This is a genomic window from Candidatus Omnitrophota bacterium (assembly GCA_016929445.1).
Taxonomy (GTDB): domain Bacteria; phylum Omnitrophota; class Gorgyraeia; order JAFGIU01; family JAFGIU01; genus JAFGIU01.
Genome location: JAFGIU010000038.1, coordinates 1 through 15,478 on the forward strand (window position 1 = coordinate 1; position 15,478 = coordinate 15,478).

General features: G+C 57.3%; 18 protein-coding genes. All 18 read right to left on the reverse strand.

Annotated elements, in window-relative coordinates; translation table 11 throughout:
- Positions 1-108: 108 nt before the first annotated feature.
- A complete protein-coding gene (def, locus tag JW937_03130; GenBank protein MBN1586404.1) occupies positions 109-639 on the reverse strand; it encodes a peptide deformylase in 531 nt (176 codons plus the stop codon).
- Between the two features lie 13 nt (positions 640-652).
- Positions 653-1,243, reverse strand: a complete 591-nt coding sequence (gene folE, locus JW937_03135) for a GTP cyclohydrolase I FolE (protein MBN1586405.1) — start codon at positions 1,241-1,243, stop codon at positions 653-655.
- On the reverse strand, positions 1,244-2,764 hold the full coding sequence (locus JW937_03140) for a leucyl aminopeptidase (GenBank protein MBN1586406.1): 1,521 nt from the start codon (positions 2,762-2,764) through the stop codon (positions 1,244-1,246). It abuts the gene before it with no gap.
- Between the two features lie 82 nt (positions 2,765-2,846).
- Positions 2,847-3,317 carry a thermonuclease family protein gene (locus tag JW937_03145; protein ID MBN1586407.1) on the reverse strand — a complete coding sequence of 157 codons (471 nt, stop codon included), beginning with the start codon at positions 3,315-3,317 and terminating at the stop codon, positions 2,847-2,849.
- A gap of 13 nt (positions 3,318-3,330) precedes the next feature.
- A complete protein-coding gene (gene tadA / locus JW937_03150) occupies positions 3,331-5,145 on the reverse strand; it encodes a Flp pilus assembly complex ATPase component TadA (GenBank protein MBN1586408.1) in 1,815 nt (604 codons plus the stop codon).
- Between the two features lie 68 nt (positions 5,146-5,213).
- Positions 5,214-6,452: a beta-ketoacyl-ACP synthase II gene (gene fabF, locus JW937_03155; GenBank protein MBN1586409.1), complete on the reverse strand. Its 1,239-nt coding sequence runs from the start codon at positions 6,450-6,452 to the stop codon at positions 5,214-5,216.
- A 97-nt stretch (positions 6,453-6,549) separates the two neighbouring features.
- Positions 6,550-6,792, reverse strand: a complete 243-nt coding sequence (locus JW937_03160; GenBank protein MBN1586410.1) for an acyl carrier protein — start codon at positions 6,790-6,792, stop codon at positions 6,550-6,552.
- Positions 6,793-6,906: 114 nt separating this feature from the next.
- Complete coding sequence (gene fabG, locus JW937_03165; GenBank protein MBN1586411.1) at positions 6,907-7,650, reverse strand: 3-oxoacyl-[acyl-carrier-protein] reductase; 744 nt, start codon at positions 7,648-7,650, stop codon at positions 6,907-6,909.
- A gap of 35 nt (positions 7,651-7,685) precedes the next feature.
- Complete coding sequence (locus tag JW937_03170) at positions 7,686-8,669, reverse strand: response regulator (protein ID MBN1586412.1); 984 nt, start codon at positions 8,667-8,669, stop codon at positions 7,686-7,688.
- 10 nt (positions 8,670-8,679) lie between these two features.
- Positions 8,680-9,945 (reverse strand): beta-ketoacyl-ACP synthase II, encoded by a 1,266-nt coding sequence (gene fabF / locus JW937_03175; GenBank protein MBN1586413.1) that lies wholly within the window; start codon positions 9,943-9,945, stop codon positions 8,680-8,682.
- Between the two features lie 8 nt (positions 9,946-9,953).
- Complete coding sequence (locus JW937_03180; protein ID MBN1586414.1) at positions 9,954-10,583, reverse strand: GGDEF domain-containing protein; 630 nt, start codon at positions 10,581-10,583, stop codon at positions 9,954-9,956.
- A complete protein-coding gene (fabD, locus tag JW937_03185) occupies positions 10,584-11,540 on the reverse strand; it encodes an ACP S-malonyltransferase (GenBank protein ID MBN1586415.1) in 957 nt (318 codons plus the stop codon). It lies immediately after the preceding gene.
- A gap of 16 nt (positions 11,541-11,556) precedes the next feature.
- Positions 11,557-12,603 (reverse strand): ketoacyl-ACP synthase III, encoded by a 1,047-nt coding sequence (locus tag JW937_03190; protein ID MBN1586416.1) that lies wholly within the window; start codon positions 12,601-12,603, stop codon positions 11,557-11,559.
- Positions 12,604-12,617: 14 nt separating this feature from the next.
- A complete protein-coding gene (gene plsX / locus JW937_03195) occupies positions 12,618-13,670 on the reverse strand; it encodes a phosphate acyltransferase PlsX (GenBank protein ID MBN1586417.1) in 1,053 nt (350 codons plus the stop codon).
- Between the two features lie 29 nt (positions 13,671-13,699).
- A complete protein-coding gene (gene rpmF, locus JW937_03200) occupies positions 13,700-13,906 on the reverse strand; it encodes a 50S ribosomal protein L32 (protein ID MBN1586418.1) in 207 nt (68 codons plus the stop codon).
- On the reverse strand, positions 13,893-14,378 hold the full coding sequence (locus tag JW937_03205) for a DUF177 domain-containing protein (GenBank protein MBN1586419.1): 486 nt from the start codon (positions 14,376-14,378) through the stop codon (positions 13,893-13,895). Before JW937_03205 ends, rpmF begins: the two co-directional genes overlap by 14 nt.
- A 12-nt stretch (positions 14,379-14,390) precedes the next feature.
- Positions 14,391-14,897, reverse strand: coding sequence for a pantetheine-phosphate adenylyltransferase (gene coaD / locus JW937_03210; protein ID MBN1586420.1), 507 nt, complete (start codon positions 14,895-14,897; stop codon positions 14,391-14,393).
- Positions 14,839-15,423, reverse strand: coding sequence for a 16S rRNA (guanine(966)-N(2))-methyltransferase RsmD (rsmD, locus tag JW937_03215; GenBank protein ID MBN1586421.1), 585 nt, complete (start codon positions 15,421-15,423; stop codon positions 14,839-14,841). Before rsmD ends, coaD begins: the two co-directional genes overlap by 59 nt.
- Between the last annotated feature and the right edge of the window lie 55 nt (positions 15,424-15,478).

Consider the following 15,478-nt stretch of genomic DNA (forward strand, 5'->3'; position numbering starts at 1 on the left):
ACCCGAGGCGCTCGCCCCGCTCTGCCGGCCGCTCAGGGCCATACCGGCGACAACCAAAAGCCCCACCACCCCCAATGCAATCATCGACTTCTTCACTCGTCTCCCCCTTTACAAAGCCGGGCCTTCCGCAGGCTCCGCCCCCTCCTCTGGTTTCTGATACTTCCGCAGCGCCAGATACCTGCGCCACCATCGCAAGCGGTCCACAAACAAAATTCCGTCCAGATGATCCAACTCATGCAAAATAATCCGCGCTTCAAAGCCCGTGATCTTCTCGTCAACAGGCTCACCGCTCAGACTTTGCGCCAACAGGTGGATCTGTCTGGGGCGTCTCACACTGCCCCAGACCCCGGGAAAACTCAAACACCCCTCATCACCCCACTCCAACCCTCCTGAAATCTCAGTGACTATTGGATTTATCAGAGCCCGGGGATGGGCCTCAGGGTTGACGCAAGAGGCATCGTAAACCAAAAGTCTCTTATCAATTCCCACTTGTGGAGCAGCCAAACCCACGCCTTCATTCCGGTGCATTACCTGGACCATGGCTTGGGCCAGCTCAAGCACTTCCTCGTTCATTTTCTCAATAGGAAGCGCCACCCTCTTGAGAATACTGTCCGGGTAATAACGCAGTCGGAGGGTCATGATTAAAACAGGCCTATCTTTTCAAGAGTTCCATTAGCTCCATACGCGTCTTGGAGTCGGTCCGGAAACTACCCAGCATGGCACTGGTGGTCATTGCCGCGTTTTGCTTTTGCACGCCCCGCATCATCATACACAAATGATGCGCCTCCATGACCACGGCCACACCCCTGGGATGAATCTTCTCCTGCAAAGCCTCGGCAATTTGATTGGTCAGACGCTCCTGGACTTGCAGGCGCCGGGCAAACATGTCCACGATGCGCGGAATTTTACTCAAACCCACCACGGAGTCCTTGGGAATATAGGCCACGTGGCACTTCCCGAAAAAAGGCAGGAGATGGTGTTCGCAAAGACTGTAGAAGTCAATGTCCTTAACCAGGACCATCTCGTCGTGCCGCACTGTAAACATCGCGCTGTTGATGACCTCCTCCACATTCTGGTGATACCCGGAGGTAAGAAAGCGCAGCGCCTTGAGCACGCGATAGGGCGTCCGCACCAGACCTTCGCGATCCGGCGTTTCCCCCATCCACTCCAGCAGCTCGCGCACCAGGCCTTCTTTTTCCTCGATCTGCGCGGACTCTATTTCGGCAATCTGAGTTTCGTCCATTTAGACTTTCCTTCCGGCCAAGTGCTGCATCCAGTCCAGGAGAAGCCGCACTCCGAAACCGGTGGCCCCTTTGGCCGCGGTCGGTTTGCCCTTTTCGGTCCAGCCTGTGCCTGCAATATCAAGATGGGCCCAGCGGTAATCCTGAACAAAGTTCTGCAGGAAAGCTGCAGCCGTGATCGCGCCTGCGTCCCGCCCGCCGATATTTTTGAGGTCTGCGGCATCGCCTTTAATCATCTGGCCGTATTCCGGCCAGAGCGGCATCGGCCATACCCGGTCCCCGGTTCGAGTCCCGGCAGCAACCAGCTGATCCACCAGTTTGGTGTCCTGAGAAAAAAGACCCGCAGCTTCGTTTCCCAAGGCAACCACACAGGCCCCGGTCAAAGTAGCCAGATCCACGACCACATCGGGCTTGTACTTTCCTATATAAGAGAGCGCATCCGCAAGAACCAAGCGCCCCTCGGCATCGGTATTGAGGACTTCCACGGTCTTGCCGCTATGGGTCCGCAGAATATCACCGGGACGGATAGCCGAACCACTGGGCATGTTTTCGGCACAGGCCATTACACCCACCACCCTCAAGGGGAGCTTGAGCGCGGCCAATGCACGCATGGTGCCCAACACAGCCACCGCACCCGACTTGTCAAAACGCATCCACTCCATTCCCTGGCCGGGCTTGAGGCTGATGCCGCCCGAATCAAAGGTAATCCCTTTGCCCACCAGGCCCACGGTGGGACCCAGGCGCCGGGCAGGACGGTAATCGAGGACAATCAGTTGGGGCGGCTGCTCACTGCCCGCGCCCACTCCGAGAATCCCCCCCATGCCCAGCTTCTTGAGTTCTGACGGACCGAGGACCGTGCAATGCAAGGAAGGAAAATCGCGGCCGGCCTTCCGGGCCAGGGAGGCCAGGTAAGCGGGATTGGCCTTGTTTCCGGGTTGGTTGTTGGTATCCCGGGTCCAGCACACAGCCTCGCCCACTGTTCTCGCATAGGCCGCTGCCTTCTGCAGGCCGGGCAAGCTGCGTCCGGAAGCCGCCCAGAGGGTAACCTGATCCGGAGCCGCATGCTTTCCCGCGTCTTCCAGATACTCGGTGAATTTGTAGGTTGCCAAAAGAAAAGTCTCCACCGCGATCTCGGTGCGCGCCTTTTCATCCAAGGCCTTTTGACCGGGGAGTTCCAGAACAAAACCCACACGGCTCAGGCCCTTCTGCGCAGCCCAGCGGGCACCAAGAGCCACGGCCAGCCGGAAACTTCCGGCATTCAACTCCTTCACAGGCCCTGCGCCCACGGCGAGCAAGCGGCGTGCGGCAACTCCTTGGGGCAGGTGCACGAGCAGAGTCTCTCCGGCTGCCCCCCGAAACTCCGAAGCCTTTTCCACCGATCCTGCAGCCTGCCGGGCCACAGCGGCCATCTCAGAAACCCCTTGTTTCTTGGCCCACTTAAGCAACTGGCCCTCAGGGACCACGACAATCACCAGATCCTGTGCTGCTTGAGTCCAATTTCCGGCTTTGACTTGAAATTTCATGGGTCCTCAGATTCCTTTCTAGGTCAGTGATGGGAAGGCTAAGTGATTTAGATTACCGCGATCCGGGGCCGATGCCAAGGGTTCAGCCGGAAGGCCCCCAAATCCCCTTGCGCTCTTGCCGGGCCTGGTTTTGCAGGCCGGCCAGCTCGTCCACATATTTGGTATTGGGCGCAAGCGTGAATACCTCCCCCAAACCCGAACGCACCATCTCGCCGTTGATCCACAGATCCCCCAGATACACATAAGCCAGGAGCCGTCCATACTTGTCCTTCTTTTCCACGTCATATTCCAGGCGCACTCGACAGCCCTCCACCAAATCACGGTTCAGAGCCGTCGCAGCCTCAGCAAAGGGTTCCGGGTCATAAATCCACTGGCCCCCCCGCTTCTTGCGCACCTCCGGAGTATTAATGCCCAGATAGCGCACATGCTGTCCGGTGGAGAGTTCCACCGTATCCCCGTCGATGACGCGCGAAACCACGGCCTCGGTGGGATAGGGGCTGGAGGCGCAGCCGATGAGAAGGCTGAGAAGTAAGAGGGTTAAGAGGGTTCTCATGCGGATGAACACCTTAGATATCTTCAATTTGGCTGACGCGCTGGATCTCCTCAAGCGAAGTCAAGCCCTGCCGGACCTTGGCCAAGCCCTCGTCACGCAGAGAAGGGCAACCCGCGGATCGAGCTTCCTGGGCAATCCTGTCCGCAGGCACATGATCCATGATCAAACGGCGGATGGACTCGGTTACAGGGAGAATCTCGTAAATCCCCGTGCGTCCCCGGTACCCTGTGTTGCGGCACTCCGCACAACCCTTTCCCCGGAATACGGAACTCCCCGCGATTTCAGGCATGCCATAGCGCGAAGCCTCTTCCTGTGAAACCGTGTGGGGCTCGCGGCAGTGCTCGCAGATCAAGCGCACCAGCCGCTGGGCCATAAAGGCCTGAACTGAAGAGGACACCAAATAGGGCTCCAATCCCATATCCAAAAGCCGGGTCACCGCCCCGGCCGCGCTATTGGTGTGCAAAGTGGAAAACACCAAGTGACCGGTCAAGGCCACACGAATGGCGATCTCGGCAGTTTCCAGATCGCGAACCTCTCCGACCATCATGACATCCGGATCGTGCCTCAACATGGCACGCAGAGTGTGGGCAAAACTCAGACCGATCTGAGGCTGCACCTGCACCTGGCTGATCCCGCGCAACTGGTATTCAATCGGGTCCTCGATGGTGACAATCTTTTTGTCCTGGGTGTTGATCTTCGACAGGCAGGCGTACAAAGTAGTGGACTTGCCGCTTCCGGTCGGCCCGGTCACAAACAGAATACCGTGGGGCTTCACAATCAGCTCTTCAATGATACCCAGATCCCGCTCGGAAAACCCCAAGTGGGCAAGATCATAGAGCATGACCCGGCTCAGGACGCGGATCACCAAGCTCTCGCCGCAGGGCGTAGGCAAGGTCGAAATACGCAGGTCCAGCTCCTCACCGCCGACGCGCACTTGGGTGCGGCCGTCCTGCGGCAAGCGGCGTTCGGCAATGTTCAAATTGGCCATGATTTTGATGCGCGATGCAATGGCCGATTGAAAATGCCTCACTTCCGGAGGCACTGCGGTCTCGTGCAACACGCCGTCAATCCGGAATCGAATGCGCAATTCATTTTCGTAAGGCTCCATGTGGATATCTGTGGCGCGTTCCTTGTAGGCCTGTAAAAAGATCTGATTGACGAAGCGCACAACCGAAGCGTTCTCAACCATGTCCTCCAAATTATCGCCGGAGACATCGGCCTCGACCCGGGGGGCATCCTCGCGTTGAGACATTTCTTCGATTGTGCCCGCGCCCAGGCCGTACCAGTCCTCAATCGCCTCGCGTATTTCCTCTTCCTCGGCCAATACAGGCTGGACTTCACAGCCCAAAAGAAGGCGCACATCATCCAGAGCATGCATGTCCAATGGATTGGCCACCGCCACTTGGAGACGCTTGCCTTCCAGTCCTAAAGGCACAAGGCTGTACCGGCTGGCCAGCCGCGCCGGCACTTTATTGAGCACTTGCGGACTCACGGAGAGGTCCTTGAGGCGCACAAACTGCACGCCCAGGTCTTTGGCAAGAAGCGGGAGGGACTCGTCTTTGGGCACCAATCCCTGGGCGGCCAGAACATCGGCCAGAGCGCGGCCGCTCTGTTCGCACTCACGCCAGGCAGAGGCCAAATCTTCGCGCGTGATGCGGCCCTGTGCCACCAGAACTTCGCCAAGTTTTTGGGATTGACCACTTTGCATGGGTATAGTTTCGTTGCTGGGGGAGCTGGGGTCAAGAGGATTGGGGTCCGTCATCAGAACCGCAGAGTCCGTCATGGCGAGCCGAGCCTTGCGCGCGGCGCGGCCATCTTTGCGGAACATAGATCACCACGTCGCTTCGCTCCTCGTGATGACGAAATACGCTTCGCTCCATCAGGATGACAAGCGCGCTAAATCTTCTTGAACAACAAGCTCGCGTTGTGCCCGCCAAAGCCCAGGGAATTGGTCATTGCAACCTTCACCTGGACCTCGCGCGCTTCATTGGGCACATAGTCCAGATCACAATCCGGATCCGGGGTCTCGTAATTCATGGTGCCATGAATTTTCCCGTGGTACAGGCTGAGTGTTGTGGCCACGGACTCCACCCCGCCGGCCGCGCCCAGGAGATGGCCGGTCATTGACTTGGTAGAGTTGACCATCAATTTTTTGGCGTGATCCGCGAAGACACGCTTAATGGCCAAAGTCTCGGTCTTGTCATTGAGCGCCGTAGAGGTTCCGTGCGCGTTAATGTACTGGACATCTTGCGCATTGACCCCTGCAGAGCTGAGAGCCAGCTCCATTGCCCGGGCTGCGCCCTCGCCGTCCGGGGACGGGGCTGTCATATTGTAGGCATCGCCTGTTAAGCCATAGCCCGCGATCTCGGCGTAAATGCGCGCGCCCCGGGCCGCGGCCCGCTCATACTCCTCGAGCACGACGATCCCGCTCCCCTCCCCCATCACAAAACCGTCCCGGTCCCGGTCAAAAGGACGCGAGGCTCTTTGAGGCTCCTCGTTACGCGTGGACAGCGCCTTCAGCGCACAAAAACCGCCGATCCCCAGCTCGGTAATGCAGCTCTCGGTCCCCCCCGCAATCATGACATCCGCCTCTCCGCGCTGGACAATGCGGAAAGCGTCTCCAATCGCGTGATTGCCGCTGGCACAGGCCGTTGCCACACAGGAGTTGGGCCCTTTCATGCCCAGACTGATCCCGATCTGGCCGGGCGCCATATTGACAATCATCATGGGAATCAAAAAAGGAGAGATGCGGCCGGGCCCGCGTTCAAGCATCACCGAATGTTGCTTTTCGATGCAGCCGAGCGCCCCGATGCCGGAGCCCACCAAAACGCCGAGACGGTAGGGGTCTTCTTTCTCCACCTCAATGCCCGAGTCCTTTAGCGCCGTATGGCTGGCATAAACCGCGAACAGAACAAAACGCTCCATGCGCTTGAGTTCTTTGGGCGATATATATTCCGAAGGATCAAAATCGTTGATCTGGCCGGCAATCCTTGAATCAAAGAGTCCGGGATCAAACGCAGTGATCGGGCTGATGCCGCTCTTGCCGGCCAGAAGATTCTGCCAGTACTCCTCCACACTCGTGCCGATAGGCGTGACCACGCCCAAACCCGTAACCACCACTCTTCGATTCGCCATAAAACGCTGCTCCTTGAGATGCCTGTTTAAACGCAAACGTCGGATGCTTCTCAGCTCCGACGTCTGCAACTTAAACCAAAACTATAAGAGAATAACCCTAGGCTTTTTCTCCAGCCTTTTCGCCAATATACTTGACAGCGTCACCTACCGACAGGATCTTCTCAGCATCTTCATCCGGAATTTCAATCCCGAATTCTTCTTCAAAGGCCATGACTAACTCAACGGTGTCGAGTGAATCAGCACCCAAATCATCAATAAACGAAGCCTTCTCTACCACCTCGTCGGCCTTGACGCCAAGCTGTTCAGCGATAATCGTCTTGACCTTATCCGCCACTGCCATCGGTTACCCTCCTTGATACAGTGTTTGTTTTCGTCCTCAATCATTCGTCGTGGGTCGTTTTTCCTACGGCCTCAAATGCCTCCGCAGAAGAAACGACTGACGCCGAACAACATACTACATGGCCAATCCGCCGTCCACCTGGACGACTTGACCCGTAATATACCCTGCAGCCTTCGATACCAGGAAATGCACGCATTCCGCTATATCCCGCACCTCCCCGTACCGACCCATCGGAATCTGCTTGAGCACGGCCTCCTGCTGCTCTTCGCTCATCGCCGACGTCATATCTGTGGTGATGAAGCCCGGAGCCACGGCATTGACTGTGATCCCCCTGGAGCCCAATTCCTTGGCTACGCTCTTGGTGAATCCGATCAAACCGGCCTTGCTTGCTGCATAATTCGCCTGCCCCGCACCCCCCGTCACCCCGATTACAGAAGAGATGTTCACGATCCGGCCATAGCGCTGTTTGATCATGCCTCGAACAACGGCTTTGGTGCAGAGGAAAGCTCCCTTGAGGTTGGCATCGAGGACCGTGTCCCAGTCCTCTTCCGACATCTTCATCAGGAGTTGATCCCGGGTGATACCGGCATTGTTGACTACTATATGAATATTCTTTTCCTTGTCAAGAACCTTGTCCATCAGAGCCCGGGTCTGGCCTGCATTGGAGACATCCGCTGCATCCCCTTCCACAGAAAGACCTTTGGAAGATAGCTCCCTTTTCGCCCTTTCCACGGTCTCGGTGGAGCGGGAACAGATCCAAACCCGCGCCCCCGCAGCCGCCAAACGTTCAGCCACGGCAAAGCCGATCCCTCTGGAAGCCCCGGTCACTAAGGCCACTTGTCCCTCTAAATCCTTCACCGCTTGCTCCTCAGTTTCGATTTCAACAGCCGTTTTCACAGCATCCCCTCATTGTAAAGCTCTTTCATGGCCTCCACGACAACAGGATCAAATTGGGTGCCGGCACAACGATCCAGCTCCTCAATGGCCTCTTGCGGAGTCATGGCCTTTTTACGGTAGGGACGCACGCTGGTCATGGCATCATAGGCATCCACCACAGCGGCCACGCGCGAGCCCAGAGGAATATCCTCCCCCTTGAGCCCATCCGGATACCCGGTGCCATCGAATTTCTCCTGGTGAAAGCGCACAATCTCGGACATTTCGCGAAGCCCCTCCACCTGAGACAAAATCTGCGCCCCGTCCACCGGATGGCGCCGCATAATCTCCCACTCCTGTTCATTTAGAGGCCCTTCCTTATGAAGGATCTCCCGGGGCGTGAAGATCTTCCCGATATCGTGCAGGAGAACCCCGGCCAAAAAGAGCTCGTCGCTTAACCCGCCCAAGTCATGGCCCTTGGCCTGGAGCTTGGACACGATCTTTGCGCCGTAGTTGAGGGTGCGTCCCACGTGTCCTGCCGTGTAGTGAGGGTCTATCTTTCCCACGATCACCATCAGAGCCTGCACGATTTCCCTGAAAGTCTGTTGGAGTCTTTGGTAGGATTCCCTCAAGTCTTCGTAGAGTTGGGAGGTGACCTTGCCGATCACCTCCCGCTCCAGGTAAACCAAGTCAAAGGGCTTGGTCACGTAGTCGCTCGCGCCCAGGGATCTCGCCTCTTCGATGGTAGCCTGTTCCTCGTCCGCGGAAATCACAATAATCTTCAGGGACGAGTCCATTTCATGGGCTTTTTTCAAAACTTCCAGACCGCTCATGCCCGGCATTTTCAGATCCAAAAACATCAGGTGCGGCCGGCTCCGGTCCACAATGGTGAGAGCCTCCTCCCCACTATGGGCTGTCACGGTTTGGTAACCGCGCTCACTGAAGAAACCGCTCAAGACCTGCGCAATTTCCTTCTCGTCGTCCACGATTAAAAGCTTGACCATTTTCCGTCTCCTAACCCGAATATCTCCGTATTACCAACGCAGAATTCTTCCCTCCAAAACCAAAAGAGTTCTTCAAAAATAAATTTACCCGGTGCGCGCGCGCTTTGTTGGGCACATAGTCCAGATCGCACTCCGGGTCCGGCGTCTGATAGTTGATGGTGGGAGGAACCAAGCCCTCCCCCTCCAGCACCGAAAGCGCTCCTATAAGTTCTACCACGCCTGCGGCCCCAATCAAATGCCCAATCATGGATTTTGTGGAACTCACAGGAATCTCGTAGGCCCGCCTGCCCAGCACCTCCTTGAGGATCTGGGTCTCATTCTTGTCGTTGAGCGGAGTGGATGTGCCGTGGGCGTTCACATAGTCCACTTCCTCCGGCCGGGCTCCGGCATCGGCCAAGGCCTCGCGGATGGCCCGGACAGCCTGGGCGCCCGTAGGATCCGGGGCGGTCATATGGAAGGCATCGGTCGTGGCTGCCCCGCCCGCAATTTCCGCGTAAATACGGGCTCCGCGCGCGCGCGCGTGTTCCAACTCTTCCAAAACCAACATGCCCCCTCCTTCCCCAAAAACAAAACCGTCCCGGTCCTTATCAAAAGGCCTGGAAACCGTTTCCGGATCCTCGTTCCGGGTGGAGAGGGCGCGCAACACGGCAAAGGCTGCCATGATGGGCGGAAAGACCGGCGCATCCGCCCCGCCGGCAAACATGAGATCCGTCTGCCCGGTACGGATATCCTGAACCGCGGCCTGAATGGCATCCAAAGAACTGGAACAAGCGGTGGCCACCGAATAACTGGGGCCGTGCACGCCCAGCTCCATGCTGATGCGCCCGGCTGGAGCATCCCCGAAGGAGGCTGTGGCCGTAAACACGTCCACCTTCATGGGGCCTTTGTCCTGGAAATTACAATGCTGCTGCAACATGAGCCCGTGTCCGGCCATGGCCGTGCCCAGGATCACGCCGATACGATTACGGTCTTCCTTGTCAAGATCCAGACCCGAGTCCTCAAAGGCCTCCCGGGCTGAAGCAATCGCAAAATGCGCGGTCCGATCCACCCGGCGCGCAAGTTTGCGGCCCAGCACTTCTTCAGGGTTAAAAAACTCCCCGACCTGCGCAGCGATCTGCACCGGGAGCTCGGATTTGTCATAGCCCTGAACCGTGCAAACCGCCCCCTTGCCGGCGCGGACGGCCTTCCAGTAGTCCTCTTTTCCTACGCCATTGGGAGCGACAACCCCGATTCCGGTAATCACCACCCTGCGCCGATCCTTTTGCCCTGCCGGCACTTGGCCCACTACTCCGCCGCCTCCATGGGTTTGGTCGCTTCGCTGCTCAGGTGCACGCAGTTCTTGCCCGCATCCTTGGCCCTATACAAAGCCTCATCCGCCGACTTGACCAGGGTGTCCTTTTTGTAATCCTTGGGCTCGCCGTCATAAGTCGAAACCCCAATGCTGATCGTCACGGCTTTATCCTCAGCGCGGCTGGATTCCTCCACGCGCGCGCGCAGGCGCTCAGCCGCAATTTTGGCTCCGGTCATGGGAGTCACCGGCAGCATCACGGCAAACTCCTCGCCCCCGTAACGCGCGGACAAATCAATCCTCCGTGTCCCGTGCCGGATGATATCGCTGATCCGGCGCAACAACTTATCCCCGGCCGGATGGCCGTAGGTATCGTTGTACTGTTTGAAGTCATCGATATCGATCATCAGCAGGGAGACAGGCATGCCGTATCGCCGGACCCGTTCCACTTCCTCATTCAGACGCATATCAAAATAGCGCCGGTCGTGAAGCTGGGTCAGACCGTCTGTAATGGATTGAGTGTAGAGCGAGTTGATGATTCGCTTGTAGCGCCGCCGGACATAGAAGTACACCACGCCCAGCACCAAAAGGTTGACTGCGACGATCAGGATTGTCAGTTGACCCACTTAGGCTGCCCCCACTCCCGCCTGTTGTAGGAGGGATTGTAAGTCGTCAAAGGCATCAACCCCCTTCACATTGATTCCTTTGTCGATACGACGGCAGAGCCCCTGCAGGACCTTTCCCGGCCCGAGCTCCACCATCAATGCCCCCGGAAAATCAGCAGCCAACTTCTTCACCGTATCCTCCCACAAAGTCGGTGAGGTCAGTTGAGCCACCAACTGCTTGCGAACGGCCTCCGCACCGGTTACGTGCCCGGCCGTCACATTGGAATAAACCCGGTAGCCCGGCTCTTCGATATTCATCTCCGAAAGATACCCGGCAAGTCCCTTAGCTGCGGGCTCCATGAGTTTGGAATGAAAGGCCCCGCTCACTTCCAAACGGATCGCACGCCTGGCGCCGGCTTCCTTGGCCGCAGCCTCTGCCTCTTCAATGCCCTCAACCGAGCCGCTGATCACTACCTGCCCCGGACAATTGAGATTCGCCACCTGCACGCCGGTCTTCCAGCAAATCTTTTCCAGCGCTTGCGGGTCCAGATTCAGAATGGAGGACATGGCGCCGGGGTTGATCCGGGAGGCTTCATCCATTAAGCGCCCGCGCTCGGCCACCAGTTTAAGGCCTTCCTCAAATGTAAAACTACCCGCGGCTGCCAAGGCAGAGTACTCACCCAAGGAAAGACCTGCCGCGGCCAAAACATCCCACTGCTGATGCACGTTTTGCTCAAGCACCACTTCCTGCACCGCGGCCAAAGCCGCCATGGAAACCGCGTAAATCGCAGGCTGGCTCTTTTCAGTGCGCTCAAGCTCTCCGGCAGGGCCGTTGAAACAGAGATCCGTCAAAGAATAGCCGAGGATTTTATTGGCTTCGTCCAAGGTGCGGCGTGCCGCGAGAGAGCTCAAGTAGAGCGTTTGCCCCATACCCACGTACTGCGCGCCTTGTCCCGGAAAGAGATAAATAAGTTCCATTTGCTGCTAAAACCTCCTACATTTCCACAACCATAGCTCCCCAAACCATGCCGCCCCCGAAAGCCAGCAGCAAGGCCAGGTCCCCTTTTTTGAGATCCCCTGCGCGCACTGCTTCAGCCCAGGCGACCACGGTTGAAGCCGCGGACATATTTCCGTAACGATCCACGTTGACGAACACCCGCTCCTCAGGCATGCCCAGGCCCTTGGCCACGGCTTTGAGGATGCGCAGATTTGCCTGGTGAGGCACCAAACGTTTGATATCCTCAATGGTGTGGCCGCTCTGTTCCAAAGCCTTTTTGGCCGCATCCACCATATTGCGCACAGCCATCTTGAAAACTTCAGTTCCGTTCATCTTGATGAAGTGCTCTTTGGAATCAATGTTCTCCTTGGTCTTGGGGAAAAGACTGCCGCCGCCCGGGACCTTGAGCAGATCCGAGGCCGAACCGTCCGAACCCATGACCGCACTCAGGATTCCGCCGCTCTCGGCCGGGCCGATCACGCAAGCGCCTGCACCGTCTCCGAAAAGCACACAGGTGGTGCGATCCTCCCAGTCCACGAGCTGGGAAAGCGCATCCGCGCCGATTACAAGTGCATTGCGGCAAGCGCCCGTGGCCACAAATTGCGCGGCCGCATGCAAGGCAAACACAAAACCTGAACAGGCCGCGGCCAAGTCAAAGGCCATGGCTGTGGTCGGAATCCCCAGCTCTGCCTGAACCAAACAGGCAGTGGAAGGAAAAGCCATGTCCGGAGTCACCGTGCCCACAAGCACCAAATCAATTTCCTCAGGGCTGATGCCCGCATCCTTCAGGGCCTGTCTGGAGGCTTCAGCCGCCAAAGAACTCGTGCCTGTGCCTTCCGCCATAATGCGCCTTTCCTTGATGCCGGTGCGCGTGCGGATCCACTCATCCGAGGTATCCACAATTTTCTCAAGGTCCTTGTTGGTCAGAACCTTTTCCGGGATCGCTGTGCCCAATCCCATAATCCCCACCTTCTTTAAAGTGTCTCTTGTGGGCGCCGGCTGCGCAGAGCCGGCGACTTTCCGAACCGTACTTTCCTGTGACATAAGAACCTCCAAACTTATCCCTCGCTCAAAAACCGCATCTCTTCCGTAATGACCTTCGCAATTTTTTCATTGAGCCGGTTCGACACCAAATCATGAACACCGGCAATCGCATTTCTGACTGCCTTAACCGGGGATCCCCCGTGGCAGATCATCACCGTGCCATTGACGCCCAGCAGCGGCGCACCACCCTTTTCAGCGTAATCCGTTTGTTCCTTAATATCCTTGAATGCCCCTGCCGCCAGCAGAGCCCCGAGCCTGCGCAAAGGCGTGCGTCCTAATTCCCGCTTCAAGAAATACCCAAAGGTTGAGGCCAGGCTCTCCGATACCTTGAGCGCGACATTGCCTGTAAAACCGTCGCAGACAACCACGTCACAATTGCCGTGATACAGATCTTTGCCGTCAAGATTGCCCGTAAAATTGAGATGGCTGCGGTCGAGAAGCGCATGGACTCCGCGAAGAAGTTCCGTGCCCTTGGACTCTTCTTCACCCACATTGAGCAGGCCGATGGCAGGGTTGGGCACATTGTTGATAAGCTTCCAGTATTCCGCTCCCATCACAGCGTATTGCAGAAGATGAATGGGTTTAACATCGATGTTGGAGCCCACGTCAATGAGCAGACTCCATCCGCGGCGCGTGGGGATGGGCACACCGATACCGGGGCGTTCCACACCGGGCAAAAGCCCGAGATTAAGAGAAGTGGAGCAAACCATGGCCCCGGTATTGCCGGCGGAAAGCACGGCATCGACCTTCCCGTCCTTGAGAAGGCGCACGGCCACGTTCATTGAGGAGTTTTTCTTACGGCGCACGGAAGCGGCCGGCGGGTCGTGCATCTCCACGACCTCGTCCGCGTGCAGAATGCTTAGGCGTTTCTCATCTGCAAGACCCTTGGCCAGATAAGCGCGGATTTTTTTCTCATCGCCCACCAGGGTGATGTGCATATCACGCAGATCCAAAGCCTGCATCGCCGCCCTGACCTCGTAGCCCGGATGAGAGTCCGTGCCCATTGCATCCACAGCAATACGGACGGTACTGCCGGGCGACTCAGCGCGATTCGGAAGTGAAGTCATATCGGTTGGAGCTTCCAGGCTCGCCTGACTCAGGAGGCGTTCCCCTTCTCCAACTCCCGCCGCACTTTCTTGGTGAGGATCTGGCGGCCTTTGTAATTACCCAGCTTGGTGGCGCGATGGCTCATCTTGAATTCGCCGGTCTCCGGACTGAACCCCAAAGCCGGGGGCTGGAGTGCGTCGTGAGTGCGCCTTTTGGCTTGCCTTGTACTGGAGTGTCTTCTTTTAGGAAGTGCCATGACTCTTTTCCTTTCCCAACTTCAAACCGGAAAGCCCCCGGGGCTCTGTTTCTTCCAGAACACAGGAGCATTCCATCTGATTCAAATCCTGTCCACATGTCGGGCACAAGCCCTTACATCCCTCCGAGCAAAGGAGCTGAATTTCGCTGCCGAGCAGCAGCTCCTCGCGCACGGCCTCTAATAAATCAACCTCCGGGGTTTCCCGGGTATCGTAAACAAACCGGAATTCCCGCTCAAGATGGCGGGAGAATTCTCTGGCGCAGCGATTGCAAGTGCAGGTGGTCTCGCCGCGGACCGCGGTCTCAATACTGGCCTCCCCGAACTCTATCTCAATCCGGGCTTCCAATTCAAAGGGGCCGGCAAAAGCGCAAATGCTGGTGTCCATGTCCAGACTCGGGCCTTCGTAGCGCCTGTGCAGGACCAAACCGCTATTGGGAACCGAGTCAAACTGGATGAGTAATTGAGGATTCATATGCCTGTGGTGTTATCGATTCAACTTCTTTTTGAGCGCTTCTTCCACGTAGCCAGGAACAAAGGCAGCCAGCTCCGCACCCAGGGCCGCAGCCTCCTTGAGGAGCCGGGAGGACAGATGGGCGTTGGTCTCCGAAGGCATTAAGAAGAGAGTCTCCACGCCGTCATCCAGCTTGCGGTTGGTCGTGGCCATTTGGTATTCGAGCTCAAAATCCGAAATCATCCGCATCCCGCGGATCATCACCCGGCTCTCTTGGCTTCGCACAAACTTGACTGCCAGGCCCTCAAAATCAATAACAGAAACCCCGTCCAGGCCTTGCACAGCCCGGCGAAGAAAGCCCTTGCGCTCTTCCACACTAAAAAGGGGTGCCTTTGAGGGATTGTGGGCCACAGCCACAATGAGCTCGTCAAAAATAAGCCGGGCTCGCTTGATCAGATCGATGTGGCCATATGTGACTGGATCAAATGTCCCCGGATAGACTGCCCTGTGTCGCGTAACAGGTGATGCCTGTATCCCCATATCGGTAATCTCGCGTTTTGACCAAGTTGCCTTCCGATTCCGGAACCACCTCTGCCCAAGCGTGCTGCACTGCCGCGACACCAAGATTTCGTAGGATAGCACAGGCGCCAATTTGCTGCAAGCTCTTCTTTGCCCAGCCTTTCCGATAAGGAGGATCCATCAGGATGAGATCGAATTGCTCCCCCCGATTTCCGAGTTTGGGGAGGACAATTTCTGCGGAATGCGGGTGGATTCGGGCGCAACCCAGAGCCTTTTCCCCGAGCACTTTTTGTAAATTCTTGCGAATAAATTGGATGCAACTCGATTGGGACTCAACAAAATCCACTGATGCCGCGCCCCGGGACAAGGCCTCCAGTCCCAGGGCCCCGCTCCCCGCGTAGAGCTCCAGGACGCGGCTGCCCTCGATACGCGGCCCGAGGATGTCAAAGAGCGCCTTGCGCACCCGCGACTCTGTGGGCCGGATCCCCGGCGGCGTTAGAAGGAGCGCGCCCTTGTATTCCCCTGCTAAAATTCTGAGTGATGCCATGTTTCACGTCCGTTCCACGGTGCCAGGCACCGGTGCCAGGCACCAGTGCCTGACA